The sequence below is a fragment of the Campylobacterota bacterium genome (genome assembly GCA_020633995.1).
Lineage (GTDB): Bacteria > Babelota > Babeliae > Babelales > RVW-14 > JACKCO01.
Window position 1 is genome coordinate 502492 of record JACKCO010000004.1, and the last position, 15710, is coordinate 518201.

The 15710-nt window shown below is 42.0% G+C and carries 14 protein-coding genes; 3 read left to right on the forward strand and 11 right to left on the reverse strand.

From position 1 onward, the window contains the following. Positions 1-44 precede the first annotated feature (44 nt). Genes H6679_05175 through H6679_05190 form a run of 4 tightly spaced genes read right to left on the reverse strand, consistent with a single transcriptional unit; the run spans position 45 to position 4990 of the window. On the reverse strand, positions 45-911 hold the full coding sequence (locus H6679_05175) for a zinc metalloprotease HtpX (protein ID MCB9493637.1): 867 nt from the start codon (positions 909-911) through the stop codon (positions 45-47). An 18-nt stretch (positions 912-929) separates the two neighbouring features. After that, positions 930-1433, reverse strand: a complete 504-nt coding sequence (locus tag H6679_05180) for a MerR family transcriptional regulator (protein ID MCB9493638.1) — start codon at positions 1431-1433, stop codon at positions 930-932. A gap of 17 nt (positions 1434-1450) precedes the next feature. Further along, complete coding sequence (gene lepA, locus H6679_05185; protein MCB9493639.1) at positions 1451-3280, reverse strand: elongation factor 4; 1830 nt, start codon at positions 3278-3280, stop codon at positions 1451-1453. A 3-nt stretch (positions 3281-3283) separates the two neighbouring features. Continuing rightward, complete coding sequence (locus H6679_05190) at positions 3284-4990, reverse strand: arginine--tRNA ligase (GenBank protein ID MCB9493640.1); 1707 nt, start codon at positions 4988-4990, stop codon at positions 3284-3286. 233 nt (positions 4991-5223) lie between these two features. On the opposite strand from H6679_05190, the gene H6679_05195 reads away from it, so the two are divergent. Beyond that, the gene (locus tag H6679_05195) at positions 5224-7173 is read left to right on the forward strand and encodes a hypothetical protein (protein ID MCB9493641.1); all 1950 of its coding nucleotides are present in this window, start codon (positions 5224-5226) and stop codon (positions 7171-7173) included. A gap of 200 nt (positions 7174-7373) precedes the next feature. Continuing rightward, the gene (locus tag H6679_05200) at positions 7374-8852 is read left to right on the forward strand and encodes a DEAD/DEAH box helicase (GenBank protein MCB9493642.1); all 1479 of its coding nucleotides are present in this window, start codon (positions 7374-7376) and stop codon (positions 8850-8852) included. Here the strand turns inward: H6679_05200 and H6679_05205 are convergent. Both H6679_05205 and H6679_05210 read right to left on the reverse strand, forming a co-directional pair. Next, the gene (locus H6679_05205) at positions 8849-10357 is read right to left on the reverse strand and encodes a hypothetical protein (protein ID MCB9493643.1); all 1509 of its coding nucleotides are present in this window, start codon (positions 10355-10357) and stop codon (positions 8849-8851) included. The two genes, H6679_05200 and H6679_05205, sit on opposite strands and share 4 nt — an antisense overlap. A gap of 113 nt (positions 10358-10470) precedes the next feature. Then, the gene (locus H6679_05210; GenBank protein ID MCB9493644.1) at positions 10471-10782 is read right to left on the reverse strand and encodes a divalent-cation tolerance protein CutA; all 312 of its coding nucleotides are present in this window, start codon (positions 10780-10782) and stop codon (positions 10471-10473) included. Positions 10783-10967: 185 nt separating this feature from the next. Here H6679_05210 and H6679_05215 point away from each other — a divergent pair, with 185 nt between their 5' ends. Continuing rightward, positions 10968-11207: a hypothetical protein gene (locus tag H6679_05215; protein ID MCB9493645.1), complete on the forward strand. Its 240-nt coding sequence runs from the start codon at positions 10968-10970 to the stop codon at positions 11205-11207. Between the two features lie 191 nt (positions 11208-11398). Here H6679_05215 and ssb read toward each other — a convergent pair whose 3' ends face one another. From ssb to H6679_05240, 5 genes are all read right to left on the reverse strand, one after another. Continuing rightward, positions 11399-11917, reverse strand: coding sequence for a single-stranded DNA-binding protein (gene ssb / locus H6679_05220; GenBank protein ID MCB9493646.1), 519 nt, complete (start codon positions 11915-11917; stop codon positions 11399-11401). Positions 11918-12049: 132 nt separating this feature from the next. Next, positions 12050-13147, reverse strand: a complete 1098-nt coding sequence (gene lpxB / locus H6679_05225) for a lipid-A-disaccharide synthase (GenBank protein MCB9493647.1) — start codon at positions 13145-13147, stop codon at positions 12050-12052. A gap of 9 nt (positions 13148-13156) precedes the next feature. After that, positions 13157-13807 carry a hypothetical protein gene (locus H6679_05230; GenBank protein ID MCB9493648.1) on the reverse strand — a complete coding sequence of 217 codons (651 nt, stop codon included), beginning with the start codon at positions 13805-13807 and terminating at the stop codon, positions 13157-13159. Positions 13808-14072: 265 nt separating this feature from the next. Next, positions 14073-14591 (reverse strand): hypothetical protein, encoded by a 519-nt coding sequence (locus tag H6679_05235; protein MCB9493649.1) that lies wholly within the window; start codon positions 14589-14591, stop codon positions 14073-14075. Between the two features lie 125 nt (positions 14592-14716). After that, positions 14717-15601, reverse strand: coding sequence for a hypothetical protein (locus tag H6679_05240; GenBank protein ID MCB9493650.1), 885 nt, complete (start codon positions 15599-15601; stop codon positions 14717-14719). Positions 15602-15710: the final 109 nt, after the last annotated feature.

Here is a 15710-nt window from a genome sequence, read left to right on the forward strand (position 1 = left end):
TGACAAAAAGAAAAAGCCTCGACAGCAAGTCGAGGCTTTTTCTTTTATACTTTTCTGCCTGTGGCCATGGCACGCAATCGTGCAATACGCTTTTCCATAGGAGGATGGGTTGAGAATAACTGAAACAACCCCTTAGCGGTAAATGGATACACGATGAATAAGCTTGCTGTCGCTGCCTCAGCAGGAGAGCCTGGCTCACGCTTAGCGTGCTGCGCACCTGTGCTCAATTTTTCAAGTGCTGATGCAAGCGCAAGCGGATCATGACTGCATTTTGCACCCGACTCATCAGCCAGGTACTCACGAGAGCGTGAAATAGCAAGCTGAATAAACATGGCAGCTATTGGCATAATGATAGCCGCAAGCAACGCCCCGATGCCACCACGACCCTCACGGTCACGATGAGCTCCCAGAAAAACTGTCCAACGCATCATATGTGCAAGGTAGCCAATAGCAGTTGCAATCGTTGCTGCAATTGTTCCCACCAAAATGTCTCTATTTTTAATATGAGATATCTCGTGAGCAAGTACGCCACGAAGTTCGTGCTCCTCAAGCAAATCGAGAATACCACGCGTCACAGCAACTGAAGAATGGCTTGGGTTTCTGCCAGTCGCAAAAGCATTAGCCATTGAACTGTCAACAAACCACAGCTTTGGTACAGGCATATTTGCGTTGTGACAAAGCTCTTGAACAATGTCGTAAATATAGCCATATTGCACACGATCGAGAGGCTTGGCACCATACAGGGCAAGTACCATTTTATCTGAGAAAAAATAGGTCAAAAAATTCATCATGAGTGAAAGAATAAGTGCCATGACAATGCCGTGGTTTCCACCCATCCAATACCCAAACAGTAAGAGCATACCACTTAGACTTGCAAGCAATACTGCTGTCTTTAGTTGATTAAAAAACATACACACCTCACAAAGTAATTAATCTTGGTCGTAATCAATCTGCCAATCATCAATAATATTCTGCGTTTCAGTTGGCTGATCTTTTTGCTCGTTTATTTGATCTCTTTCAAGTAAATCACGAATATCAATTGAACTAGAACGAGCCTTTTTAACATTTTCAGCCTTGATAGCAACCAGCCGCTGAGCCTGCTCTTTGCCACTCATAGCAAGCTCTTTTTGCTCCAATTCTAGCTGACCATGAGTCTGCTCAAACATTTTATTCATTTCATCTTGCATGCGCTTCATTTTTTTTCTGAGCTTTAAAATCATTTCTACACCGGCAAGATTAACCCCAAGTTTATGTGTCAGGTAAATTACTTCCTCAAGGCGATCAACATCTTCTTCTGAAAACAAACGGGTGTTACCATTAGAACGCTTTGGGCAAATAAGCCCTTCCTTTTCATACATACGAATTGTTTGCTGATGTACTGAAAACATCTTTGCAACAACTGATATTGAATAAAACCCTTTTCTTCTTTTCATGATCTTTTCTCCACGCCTTAATCATACTTGAGGATCGATAAAAAGGCCTCTTGAGGAAGTTCAACATTACCGACCTGTTTTAACTTCTTTTTTCCTTCTTTTTGTTTTTCAAGGAGCTTACGCTTACGCGTAATATCACCACCATAACATTTTGCCGTTACATTTTTGCGTAGCGCTGAAACACTCTCTCGAGCAATAATTCGCGCTCCAACCGCAGCTTGAATTGCAACTTCAAACATCTGGCGGGGAATAACCTTTCGTAGCTTTTCAGTTAATGCTCGCCCAACTGTTTGAACTCTCGTTTTATGCACAATCAGCGACAGTGCATCAACTGGCTTACCATTAAGTAAGATGTTCATTTTGACAAGATCTGATACCTGATATGGTGCTTCTTCATAGTCAAAACTCGCATAGCCAGCGCTCATCGACTTAAGTTTATCATAAAAATCGGTAATAATCTCACTCATCGGTATTTTATATCGTAAAATAATCCGCTCTTCATCCATATAAGTCATTTCAGTTTGTTCACCCCTGCGGTCCTGGCAAATCTTGATAATATTGCCCAGATACTCTTTTGGCGTAACAATCATGGCTGAAACCATGGGCTCTAAGACGTGATCTATTTTCACCTGATCAGGAAATTTCGATGGATTTTCAATAACAATTTCTTTACCATCTGTCATTTTTACGCGATATAACACTGTTGGTGTGGTTGCAATAATATCTGCGTCATACTCTTGCTCGAGCCGCTGCTTAAAAACATCCATATGTAGAAGGCCAAGAAACCCACAACGAAACCCAAGTCCCAAAGCCGTCGAGCTTTCTTTTTCAACATGAATACTTGGATCATTAAGCGTTAATTTTTCAATTGCATCACGCAGATGCTCAAATTCTGAAGACTCAACTGGATAGATGCCGGCAAAAACCATCGACTTTGCTGGCTTGAAGCCAGGTAGTGGTTTAACAGGCTTTCTGACATGATAGAATGTATCACCAACGCGTGCGTCTTTGACAGTTTTCATGCCAGTAATGACATAACCCACCTGCCCAGTGTACAATGCACCAGTCTGATATACGTCTGGATACATTAAACCAATGTCCAGCACCTCATACTCTTGACCAGTGTGGGCCGATTCAACCATGTCACCCTTTTTGACCGCTCCGTCAACAATTTTCATCAAACAAACGACTCCACGATATTCGTCATACCATGAATCAAAAAGCAATGCTTTCAATGGTTGAGCTGCATTGCCAACCGGAGCAGGCACGCGCTCAATAACGCTTTCAAATATACTTTCAACATTTAATCCAGTTTTTGCCGATATCCGCAACGCCTCGCCTTGCGACATATCAAACGAACGTTCAAGTTCATGCTCAACTCGCTCAGGGTCAGCATTTTGCATATCAATTTTGTTAATGACGGGAATAATTTCAAGTTCTTGTTCAAACGCCAAATAAAAATTTGCCACCGTCTGTGCTTGCACACCTTGTGCAGCATCAACAAGCAACAGTGCACCCTGACATGCATACAGTGAACGAGATACTTCATAGCTAAAGTCAACGTGACCAGGAGTATCAATCAAGTTCAACAAATAAACCTGTCCCTTATACTCATAAAACAGTGATGCTGTTTGTGCTTTAACGGTAATACCCCGCTCACGCTCAACTTGCAACTTATCAAGCACCTGCTCAATTTTATGCCGCGAAGTAATAGTTTGTGCCATCTCAAGTAAACGATCAGCAAGCGTTGACTTACCATGGTCAATGTGGGCAATAATCGAGAAGTTACGAATACGATCTGGAGTAAAATTTTTCAAATCAAAATCTGAAAGCGTGCGTATATCCATCTGTTACATCTTTTCCGGTTTACTCAACCCAAGGGTCTCAAGGCAGAGACCAAGGGTCTGATTTACTAAGTGTGTCATAAGTAAGCGCATACGCGTACTTGTCATATCGTTTGGATCAATAATTCTATTATTTGCATAGTAGGTATGAAAGGTATGAGCAAGCTCCCACGCATAATATGAAAGCAAGTGAACTTGATAATTTGCGGCAATAACGCGCAAAATATCGTGCAGCGAAAAAATCTTTTTGATGAGTTGACAATCGCTCATTTGCAATGTCCCCAAATTTTCTTTGAGAACCATGTCTGTAAGTTTACGCCCTTCAAGCTGATTAACAAACTGCTTGAGCTCGTCACTCTGTTGTGCCGCCTTTGCCATGACGCTGTTGGTACGTACGTAGGCATACTGAATATAAAAAACTGGATTCTCGTCAGACTTTTGTAAAGCAACTGACAAATCAAAGTCAAGTTGCTGGTCAGCTTTTCTGTTCAAGTAAAAAAAACGTGCAACATCCACTCCTACTGCATCAATAATCTCACGCAGTGTGGCAAAATTACCTGAGCGTTTTGACATTTTCACAACCTGCTCTGCGTGCGTTATGTTAACAAGCTGATACAAAATTACGTCAAACCTGTCAGCATCATAACCGAGCGCCTTCATAGTTGCCTTTAAGCGTCTAACATAACCATGGTGATCATGACCAAGCACATCAATGATAATGTCATAGCCCCCATCAAACTTTTTTTTGTGATAGGCAATATCTGAGGCTATGTAGGTGTAGGAACCATCCTGTTTTTTGACAACACGATCTTTGTCGTCACCAAACTCACTGGATTTAAACCACAAAGCACCATCTTTTTCATACATAAGTTCTTTATCTTCAAGCAGCTGCAGCGCATCCGTCAACGAACCATCTTCATGCAATGATCTTTCAGAAAACCATTTATCAAAATGAACATGGTAATCACGTAAATCATGCTCTATCATTTGCAACAAATGATCTTTTACATAGGTAAGAAAAAAGGCATCATCTTTGTGCATAAGTTCTTTACCAAATTCAGTTACACACTCACGCGCAATATCAATCAAATAAGCTCCTTGATATCCACCCTCAGGAATTGACTCCGTTGGCAATTCAAGCAGTTCATAGCAACGCACCCGAAACGATTGCGCAAGCAAATCCATTTGATTACCTGCATCATTAATGTAATATTCGCGATGTACACTATGCCCTAAAAACAAAAGTACTCGCCCAAGCACGTCACCAATAATAGCATTACGCCCGCTGCCAAGATGCAGTGGGCCAGTTGGATTTGCACTGACAAACTCCAGATGACAGTTGGCATGATGCTCACCAGCTTTAAGCGTAAAAAATCCTTTATGCTGCTGATACAACTGGCAAGTCAATTGAATCCAGGCTTGAGGCGTCAGCAAAATATTAATAAACCCTGGACCTGCTATCGAAACTTTTTGACACAGATCTTTAACATCAGATTTTTCAAGCTCATCCTTGATTCTGGCTGCTATCTCTCGCGGATTTTTACCAAGTTTTTTTGCGCACAACATAGCAACATTACAACTGACATCACCAAATTCGTCTTCGCGATCAAAGTTAATTTTAAACTCCATTGCATTCAACTGATCAGCATGAACCTGAAATACGCGGTCCATTAAAACTTTAATTTCTTGCTTGAGGCGGAGCATCACATTCATATTTTTCACTTCTTTAGAATAAACATCGAGCCGTTATCACATTAAATTTTCATATTTTACCATTTTAGCAGGAGCTGAAAACATTTAAAGGAAAACAGTTGACAAGGCTTTTTCCCTCTCTACAAGTAACGCACAAAATATGAGATTTTTGTTTGTTACTTGTAGAAAAATGACAATTAGTTTAAAATTTAAGGGTAATTTTACCACTTTATAATCTTACCCGAGAAACCGTTATGGCAATCAACAAAAACACTGTGTTCATAGTAACAGTAGCCTTTCTCATCACCAGCTTTACCCACACCCTGGCTGTAAAGTTTACCGCAGCTGATTTTGTCCACGTTAGAACAATCTTTGAACAAACGGTTAAAAACGCCCAGTGTAACTTCATGGTTATTAAAAATGCGCTTGATGTACTTGCGAAGAAAACACCCTGCAAAGACAAGCAAAAACTGTCTATTAAAAAGTTTTTCACCATGACAACCGCAACATACAACCAGCCACTCCTTCACACGCTCCTCTCTGGCCAGAACACAACAAGCATGGACTATCTACTCGCTCAACTTGTTTTCACGCTGCTCAAAACAACCTACAACTTCACCGATGCTGAGCTTGCAGAGCTGGCTAACACACAAGACGGCATGGGTAACACACTGTTTTTTTACTTAATCAAGTACGCTGTTGACCAAGACATTGAAGATCCAACATTTATACTCAACCTGCTTGAATACGGAGCTCAGCCCCATTATCAAACGACGGCTGCGGTAACGCCACTAACGTACGCGCTTAAAAATCAAGATTACTACATGAGCTCAAAGCTTGCCACGTACAACACACAACCGATTACACATCTTGCAAACAACACCGATCTTATAGTTGAGCTCATCTATAATGGCAAGAAAAGACTCCTCAAGAAAGTAGTTCCCTTTCTGCCCAACAAACAAGCAACACTCGACAGTCCAAGTCGTTATTCGTACAACGGATATAAAAAAATTCGTCCACTGCTTGCAGCAGTCCTTGCCGAGTCAGCATCTACTGTACGCTTTTTACTGGAGCAAGGCGCATGTCCAAACTTCTTAGCTTCAAAGCGTGAAATGCTGCTTGAAGTGGCACTTTCACTCCAATGCCAAGCAATAATTTGCACCCTTTTTGACTTTAACGTCAGTACAGAGCTTGCGCCCGTCAACACTCCAGAAGAAGATATCCTTTACGCCAAATGTCTCCTGACCAAAGAACTAAGCTCATGCATCGATCAATATCGTGTTGCAAAAGGCAAACCAGGCAAAATAAATCCACAAGCAACAAACATAGAGATTTTTTGTTTTCTTTCGCGTCTAGAAGAAAAACAAACCGACCAACTCAGCCCAAAACCACGTAGCATACTTAACCACCTGGATCATTGCATAAAAACATATTCACAAGATAAACAATGCCGACAAGCCTTTGATATGCTTACCAAGCGATTTGCAAGAAAACCAACACACGTAAAGCAAACACAATCGCTTTCCCCTTTGACCACACCCATTGAAAATCAAGTTCCTCAGCCCATCACTACAAGACCCGAAATTCCGCAACCTTGTAAGCCCTTGCTACAAAAACAAATCATAGACAAAAGCATCACTTACCTTGCCACAACTAAAGACAGGAAAAAATATCAAGCAAATGTCAAACAATTACCCATAGGATACGACGCATATCAAACCATCAAAACCGAGTGGTCAGAAGACAACAATGCCACCCTCAACAACATGATCAACCACATTATTTACAACACCGACAAAAGAAAACCTCTTGACCCAGCACTTATCTCATCAATAGAAACTGCAATTAACAATGGTAGTGTAACAAGAAAGCATGAAGCCAGAACCTATAACAGCCCCCAAGAAGCATTGTCCGACTTTCTTCGGCATCGATTTAGCTCACTAGTCGATGATTTGATTCTTGAATTCGGCACCCACATAGAATTCCAGGACCTTGAGCAATACGCCCAACATGACTTGCGCCTAGGCCTTTATCTCAACAAACCCTCGGAATTTGCGCTTTGCTTAAAGGGTTGTCTGAACGCCCATGTACAAGGCGAAACATACTTCAGTGATGGCACGTATGTTTACATTTTCGATCAGCACAACGATGGAGTTGTGCTTAAACACCGCTATTTCCATGTGGCAGCAACTGAGCTGGTTTAGCCCAAAACACAGCGCCTCCTTAGATGATATTCATGGAACATATTATCATTATTTCATATTTGTATTTATTTTATCAAAAATTAAATCAAATACAAAATCTTTACATACAAACTCATTTGACAGAATGAATAAAAGAGGTAATCTTAGTAGAGATACTGTTTCTATCTTATTTTAATGGATGTTTTTGCAAAAGGTCTTTAATGAACGACATTTCGTTTTCTTCTCTTCCTATCAGTCCCGAAGTTTTACAAGCTGTCAGCGACATGGGTTTTACACAGCCTTCACCAATTCAAATAGCAGCAATCCCCTCCCTTGCCAATGGTCTTGACGTTATCGGACAAGCAATGACAGGTACGGGTAAAACAGCGGCTTTTGCAATCCCATTAATTGACAAGATAGACCCTACAATCAAAAAGCCTCAGGCACTTATTTTGTGCCCAACCCGTGAACTTTGTGTACAAGTTGCACAGGAAATTGAAAAATTGGCACGCCACAAACAAAAAATTAAAGCGCTTGCTATCTATGGTGGACAATCAATTACCAATCAGATTCATGACCTAAAAAAAGGTGCGCACATCATCATCGGTACACCGGGTAGAACGCTGGACCATCTAAGGCGCAAGACATTAAAATTAACAGAAGTAAGCATCGTCGTGCTTGATGAAGCTGATGAGATGCTTGACATGGGCTTTCGTGACGACATCCAGGCTATTTTGTCTGACACCCCAGCAGAGCGTCAAACCGTTTTATTCTCTGCAACTATGTCTTCAGACATTAAGCAGCTGGCAAAACGCTTTCAAAAAAATCCGCATACTATCAAGGTAAGCAAAGAAAATCAGGCAAAAAACAGCATTAGTCAGTATTACTACCACGTTGCACAACGCTCAAAGGCTGACTTGCTTATGCGCATTTTGGATCTACATGAAAACGCTCTGTGCGTAATATTTTGCAACACCAAAAACGATGTTGATGTTTTATTCGACAAACTTACTTCACATAACTATAGCACAGAAGCACTTCACGGCGATATGAATCAAACTCGTCGAAACCGTGTTATGAGCAAGTTCAAAGACGGCAAGGTTAACGTATTATTGGCGACTGACGTTGCAGCACGTGGCATTGACGTGCCTGGCATTGAGCTTGTTGTTAACTACGAGCTCCCCAAAGATGAAGAATCTTACGTACACCGTATCGGTCGTACGGGCCGAGCCGGACTAAGTGGGAAGGCAATCAGTCTTGTCTCTGGGCAAAGTATTTATCGCATTAAACGTTTAATGAGCTATACCAATAGTCAAATATCTCAACTCGAAATTCCAAGCATCGAAGAAATTGAGATCGTCAAAACACAAAAAGTTATCAAAGCTCTTCAGAGTGTCTTAAAAAGCGAGCATACAAACATCGAGCATTACAAAGAACTTCTCGCTCAAACCAACAGCGAAAATATCAGCGTTATTGATTTAGCTGCAGCATTCCTGCGTATGAAACTCAGGGGCCTTAGCAAAGAGATTTTCGTTGATGAGGTTTCATCACACCAACGCCCACGCTCGGGCAATAACAGACGCTTTTCTCGTTCTGGCGGCGGGCCACGTTTTAGGCGCGGTGGCAATAATGGTGATCGTAGTAGAAACTCCGGCGGTGGTGCAAGCAGACGTGGATATTCTCGACGCGCCGCTTATTAAAACCACCAGTTGCACGTTAACCCTAACGTTCCACTAAACATTTCAGTTGACCATGCATGCTTACCCATGTGGGCAAAATCATAGGAAATGCCGATGACAGGTGCACAATATTTAAGCTGATGTGCACCAAGATCGTACTGCGCACCAAAGTGTAGCGTTTGCTGTGTCCAGATACTGAAGAAGTTATTTTGTTCAGCAATCTCTTCTTGCGAAACAATGCGAGCACAACGACCTTCAGGATCTGTATTTGGCTGTTTTTCAGGCAGCTTGGTTCTGCGCGTGCTCTTTAAGAAATCGCAATCACGTACACGCAAGTGTGTTCGCTCTTGTTTTGTAAATGAATAACCCGCATAAGCTGAAAACCCTCTCCAAAACCTATTAGCTTTTACAAAGCCGGCAAGGTCCCAAATGTGACCATAGTCAACATTTGCATGTACGCGCTCAAGCATAATCCAGCCGTTTTGACAAATATCAGATGTTGTTCTGAAACAACGATTTTGCCTGAAGAATGTGTTGATGCCAACATGTCCCCCAACGCTCAATTTTTCGGCAACCGTCACATATCCTTTCATTTGAATACGTACACCCCAAAAGTTTTCGTACCCAAGAGGCACACTAAAAACTCGATTGTTTGGGCGGTCGCCCGCTGCTGGAGCAAGTACACCGGCCATCACTTCACCACCAAGCGCTGTCATCAAGCCTGACTCAAAGCATTTGTGTCCAGCCCAACCACCAGCAATTAAAATATCAGCAATGCCGGTATGACGATAATCAGCTTTAAGCGGTATGCAAAAATCATTTTCACTCAGAATGCGAGGCAGACCACCATCACCGGTCATTGTTGAGTCGTGGGCATTCTTTCCATCAATAAAATCATCTAAATTGACAGTAACAGCAGTCCCATCTTTATCAGTTAGATCATTGCCAAACTTATCTTTGACAAGTATTTTTGCACCCAAATTTTTGTGTTGAATACAGGTCAGTTTGACTTCGCGGTATGGCACATATACCTGCACAAAAAAGCCCCACATAACGTGATGACGCAAGAAAATACCCACTTCGTCCGTATCAAAGCGACCACAAAAATTAACCCTACCGTCGCATTCTTTAAACTCAGTATCAAAAACACCCTTTAGTTCTTGGGGATCACAATTTTGATCAAATAAATTATTCCAGTATTTTTCGGTTGTACTACCAACGCGCTTGCCCTCTAGGCCAGTACCCAATTTTACAATATTAAACGGACCATAGGCTGAAAGTAGCGGGCCTCGAGCTTCTTTTAAATCCCACGCCTTTCGTGTATTGCCAAAGCCGTAGCGAACCGTCAGAATAGTTGAGCCATCACCATAGTCATGTTGGGTTGGCAGCGTAAAATGAGGGGCTTTGTAAAAAACTGGTAAATCAACATATGCATTGGCATGAAGTAGAGAGATAGAAGAAAAAGCTGATAAGATGGCAAACACCAAAAAACGTTTCACCAATACGCTTTGCATGCGATTGTTCATTATTACTCACCTTAGAAAAAATCATGCTACACCTTTTTGTTCACTCCCTACACACTATCACTGTTTAGCAAACCTATCAACAACAACTGGCAAAAAGCGTGTCTAGCATTTTATTATTTGACTTGCTTTTCAAGCCACGCAAAATACTGATCATCCATTTGAACGGGTATTTTTATGATGCATGCAAGATCATAACTATGCAAACTTTTTACCGCTTCACACATTTGGTCATACTGCTCATGCGATGTTTTAACAAGCAACAGGCACTCATCTTCCCTTTTCGGCTTGTCTTGCCAGTTATACATACTCACGCCTTCCAAAATATTCGCGCACGCTATGAGTTTTTTTTCCAAAAGACTAGAAGCTAATGAGCATGCTTCTTGCTTACTTGCTGTTGGGATATAACCAATAACACCCTCTTTCATCTACAACACTCTCCCTTAATGCATCCAGACAATAAAATGGCACCACATATGATAAACGCCAGTATACAGACGCATGAATTGATTGCACCATAATTTAAAAAATTGACAAAAATAATCTTTTCACACAGACTTCGTAAGTATGAGTTGTTCAAAAATATATGAGTAAATACCAAAAAGGAGTCGTAATGTCTGGTTATACCTATCTTTTTGCAGCACTACTCACCTTTACAATCTCCAATTCATTATTGGCAAACACACCTGGATTGGACCAAGATACCAACAATAGAGCTCAGCGACGCGAACAAACACAAGATCAATACAATGCAAATCGTAACATCATTGATGAATCACGTGATAATGTTGGATTTGATGATGATGAATTTGATATTTTCGCCGACCTCGACGATGAAGACGACGATTTTTAGATGTTAGACACATTACAAAAAAAGAGCGAGCCGACTTTCTGCCGGCTCGCTCTTTTTTTGTCAAAAATAATTTGAATTTTTGACCACTTTTAACTAGCACCCGTCATCCCGGCCTCTAAGCCGGGATCCATACCAATTTTCTTCTATAAAAGATAGACCCCGCGGATCAAGTCCGGGGTGACGAAACTATCTTAGAACGGTAAATCGTCTTCAAATGGATCTTCGTTTTTAAGATCAATTTCACCACTGGTGCTATTTTTAGCTGCAGCTTTTTTTACGGGTTTGGGAGCAGCGGACTCTGCTGCAAATTCACCTTGCCCACCGTCAGCCGATGATGCACCGCCAAAACTTTGATCTTCTTGGCCATCTTCCGCTTGCACGCCAGACAAGAAGGTAACACGATCAGCAACAACTGAGTGTTTGTTTCGCTTGTTGCCATCATTGTCTTGCCAGCTGTCTAACTTCAAACGTCCTTCAACCAAAACTGGACGGCCCTTACTCAAGTACTGTCCACAGCTTTCAGCTTGCGCACCCCATACATCTACATCAATAAAACAGACTTCTTGCACCATCATGCCCGTTTGTCTATTTTTAAATTGACGGTTTGATGCAAGCCCAAGGCGACATACAGTTTGTCCAGATGCAATTTGTCGAACCTCTGGGTCACGCGTTAGGTTACCCATCATAATAACGCGATTATAACTTGCCATAATAAAAACTCCTCTAGAAAAAGAACTCACGGTTATGCATACCATGCGTGTATGCACATCAACACAAACCATGAGTATAGCTAACTTTCTTTTGAACACAAAAAAAAGTTGTTTTGAGCCTAAATTTAATAATTACTCCAATAACATGCGTAACGAACGTAGGTCTTGCATATTCTCTTGATGAGCAGGCGTCTTGTCACGTGCAGCGCAATACCGCTCAAACAAAACTTGAGCAATGTTGTCGGGACTGCATCCCCACTGAATCAGTTCAGTGTAAACTGGCTTGTTAAGGAGTAAGTTAGGCAAACTCATCCATTGCACCTTGACCAACGGACGAGCCAGAACATAGGTCAACCAGGATGTTTTATACACCACTACAGCAGGCAGCCCAAGCAAGGCAAGCTCTAATGTGCTAGTGCCTGGCTTGCTCAAAGCAAGTGAACATCTGCCCAACTCACGCATAATGCTTTCACTACCGGTTACAACATCAATGTAATCAAAAACATGCTCGAGTTCGTGCTTTGCAGCAATGCCCATGATATCTTTCTGCGAAATCGAACTTGCCTGCGGCAATACGAAACGAACGTCAGGAAGATGCGCATGCAAACGCTGAATTGAGCGTAAAAAGAGTGGCAACAATGTTTCTATCTCCGACGTGCGCGAACCCGGCAGCACAGCAATTTTTTGCATATCCGACTCAGCAGCCACACCAAAAAACGGCTCAAGTCGTTGATACATTGGCAAACCAATCCAGCTCGCCTTAATCCCCCGTGCTGCGTACCAGTCAACTTCAAATGGATACAACACAACGACCGAGTCAATATACCGTCTAATTTTTTTTACACGCCAAGCGCCCCAACACCACAACTGCGGGGGGCTGACATAGGTAATGGTTATATTCGGTGCACGTTTTTTCAGCCGCTTTGCAAGCATTAAATTAAACCCAGGAAAATCAACCAGTACCACTTCATCGTACTGCCCATCAATAATATGCGCAGTGAGCTTGCCTAAAAACCGAAGTAAAAAGGGTAAGTGCTTGATAATCTGTGTCACCCCAACTACGTTAAGTTTTTCAAAGCGTTCATATAGCTGAGCACCTGCCTGCAAAAGATTATCACCACCAACAGCATGCACACTACCAAGCTGCCCCTCCTGCTTGCGCTTGTTCAGATACCAGGCAGCTACACGATCACCTGAAAGTTCGCCAGTGACTATAAAAATTTTTTTCATCGTTGCAAGCTATGAAAGTTTTTTAATGCACACGTCACTATCAAGCTCCTGAACAACCTGTTTAACTACAGACTGTGTGAGCGTAAGCTTTTTATGCATAGTTGCAACATGCTGCTCGCACGTTGCCAGGTCAGCGCCAGCTTTGCACAAGCTGCATAACACACGTACCTGACCTTGTTGTTGCTCACACGTTGCCTGAATTTTTTGCATCACTGCTCGTGTGCCATCAAGCTCTATGCGTGTTGCTTTTTTGAACGGAGACAGATTGTCTAAAAGTTTTTCAAGCGAAGTAGACAAGGTCTGCTGCACATCAGCAAGAAGTGTTTGCATGTCTCCAACCAATGCATACAACGTGTTAACACCTGCTAAGTTTTCTGACTTAACAGACTGTTTTTTATTCTGTTTGCAGGCACTCACATGCATATGCGCACACGCAGTTTGCAATTGCGCAAGTTGTCGATTAAGCCGATTAAGTGATGAAAACGCATCTCGTGTTGCATACCCAACCTGCTCTTTGAGCGCATTTTTTGATTGTTTTTTTGCCTGCTGGGCATCCGCCGCGATAATAAACTCATCACCACCTGCTTGTTGAGCATGAATATAGCCACACACCAATCCACTTGTAAGTAAAAACAACAACCCTTTTTTTCTACTTCTCATGAAATCCCTTTTGTAGTCTACTGAGAATTTTTTACCTACTTAATAAATGATACAATACATCAGTTGCTCTCGTCACCCCAGCACTAACATTTGCAAGGTCCATCGGGAACAACAAACACTTTCAAATCACTCCCCGTGTCGTGCTGAATTTATTTCAGCATCCAGATAATGATTTTTCCTTTGTCTGGATCCTGAAACAAGTTCAGGAAGACGACAAAAAGCAGAAATCAACAAAAAACTCTGGATCCCTGTTGACGAGTAAATACTAGACATCCACCTCATCCAAATAACGCGTTACTAATGCATGCGCAGCAACAACACCAACAACATCAACCAGTCGACGGATAAAACGGCGTTTATGCACAAACTCAAAAAGTATCTTTTTGGCAACACTATTATCATCAAGTGATGACAAATCAAACACCGTGTCATCATACCAGTCATACCCTTGACGTTTTTGCAAGTACCCACATGCGCGTGCACCAATTTCTACTGCTTCACCAACAAGTATGCCCGTAAGTACTGGCAGCGCTACTCTCAGCACCCACTCAGAAGAAAAAATACCCTGATCACTCATCGCATGCATTGCCAAAAGAGCAATGCCCTGCTCAACAAGTTGACGAATTTTGAGTTGATTTTTATTATCGACAGAAACAATGGCTGAGTCCAACACGTTGTCTACATAGGCTGGACGGTTGCCAGGTACATCAGCAGGTTCAGCTGGCGACAAGCTCCCAAACACACACAATAACACTAATAGAAAACAAACAGATTTTTTGATCATTACAAGTCCCCAAAAATTGCTCACTAACTGATAATATGCACCAAGCCTACCATATCAAAATACACAACGCAAAAGCGGGCCGTTTTACCAGCCCGCTTTTTACTCATGTTAAAATATCTTTAATACTAATTTCCGCCTCCACCACCGGCTCCGGCTACTTGCTCAGCTTTCTTTTGTAATGCCTTAGCAGCTTCTTTAAGCTCTTTTGCTTTTTGTTTTATCTCATCTGACTTTGAAGCTGCCGCATCGTACCAGCCACTCAACCACCCCTTAGGGTCATCTTCGTCAATAACAGCAAGCGCTATGGTCATTGATGCTAAAGCTGAAAAGAATGTTTTACTGCATGCCAAAATTGCACTGCGCTCTTCATCAGACGAAAAACTGAGCAATGCAACCGTATCGCCTAAACACTCTCCTGTCAAGCCTCCGGCAAGTCCACCACCAATGACAACAGCACCTGCACGCCACAAAGACTTCGCCCAATCATCATCTTTTCTGCCACCAGCTTGGCCATCTTTGTTCAGTTCATTGAGCTTACGTACAAATGAAGCAATAACGCTGCTGCTAGCTATCATATCACCCCACCAATAATCAATTCCCGCTAACACAACAACGGAAGCACTCATCTTCATCAATGCGCTACCAATTTTAGGCAAACTCATGTTTGCCTGTTCAAGCAACGCTTGTTCACCATCAACAGCTTCGGCTGCATCACTTTTATCAAGCAACTTAAAAATAATTGCCAGCTCGGCCTCGCTTAGCTTTTCAAACTTACGAGCAAACAATTCTTTGAGTTGCTCACGATCAACCGTGTCATATTGCGCAAGTTGATCAAGCACAAACTGCTCAACGTCTTGCACGTTGCCTTGTTCATTACATTGCTCTTGGCTGACAACGCATGTCACAGGGGCACACTCTTGCTGTGTATTTTCTTGGACGAGTGTTTGTGCATGCAAACCAAAGGCACACATACTCACCAAAAGCAAGGCTGATGTTTTTGAAATATTCATAAAAAAAGACTCCTCATCATTAACGATAATAATGACCATGTATGATATATCGATCCGCAGTATACCAAGTTCACTATAAAACGCGAACGGTTATCATTTTTCTAAAAAT

Coding starts and splice junctions, on each gene's coding strand:
- H6679_05205 (MCB9493643.1), bottom strand. CDS start 10,357: ATGAACAATCGCATGCAAAGCGTATTGGTGAAACGTTTTTTGGTGTTT.
- lepA (MCB9493639.1), bottom strand. CDS start 3,280: ATGGATATACGCACGCTTTCAGATTTTGATTTGAAAAATTTTACTCCA.
- H6679_05235 (MCB9493649.1), bottom strand. CDS start 14,591: ATGATCAAAAAATCTGTTTGTTTTCTATTAGTGTTATTGTGTGTGTTT.
- H6679_05180 (MCB9493638.1), bottom strand. CDS start 1,433: ATGAAAAGAAGAAAAGGGTTTTATTCAATATCAGTTGTTGCAAAGATG.
- H6679_05230 (MCB9493648.1), bottom strand. CDS start 13,807: ATGAGAAGTAGAAAAAAAGGGTTGTTGTTTTTACTTACAAGTGGATTG.
- ssb (MCB9493646.1), bottom strand. CDS start 11,917: ATGGCAAGTTATAATCGCGTTATTATGATGGGTAACCTAACGCGTGAC.
- H6679_05195 (MCB9493641.1), top strand. CDS start 5,224: ATGGCAATCAACAAAAACACTGTGTTCATAGTAACAGTAGCCTTTCTC.
- H6679_05210 (MCB9493644.1), bottom strand. CDS start 10,782: ATGAAAGAGGGTGTTATTGGTTATATCCCAACAGCAAGTAAGCAAGAA.
- H6679_05240 (MCB9493650.1), bottom strand. CDS start 15,601: ATGAATATTTCAAAAACATCAGCCTTGCTTTTGGTGAGTATGTGTGCC.
- H6679_05190 (MCB9493640.1), bottom strand. CDS start 4,990: ATGAATGTGATGCTCCGCCTCAAGCAAGAAATTAAAGTTTTAATGGAC.
- H6679_05175 (MCB9493637.1), bottom strand. CDS start 911: ATGTTTTTTAATCAACTAAAGACAGCAGTATTGCTTGCAAGTCTAAGT.
- H6679_05200 (MCB9493642.1), top strand. CDS start 7,374: ATGAACGACATTTCGTTTTCTTCTCTTCCTATCAGTCCCGAAGTTTTA.
- H6679_05215 (MCB9493645.1), top strand. CDS start 10,968: ATGTCTGGTTATACCTATCTTTTTGCAGCACTACTCACCTTTACAATC.
- lpxB (MCB9493647.1), bottom strand. CDS start 13,147: ATGAAAAAAATTTTTATAGTCACTGGCGAACTTTCAGGTGATCGTGTA.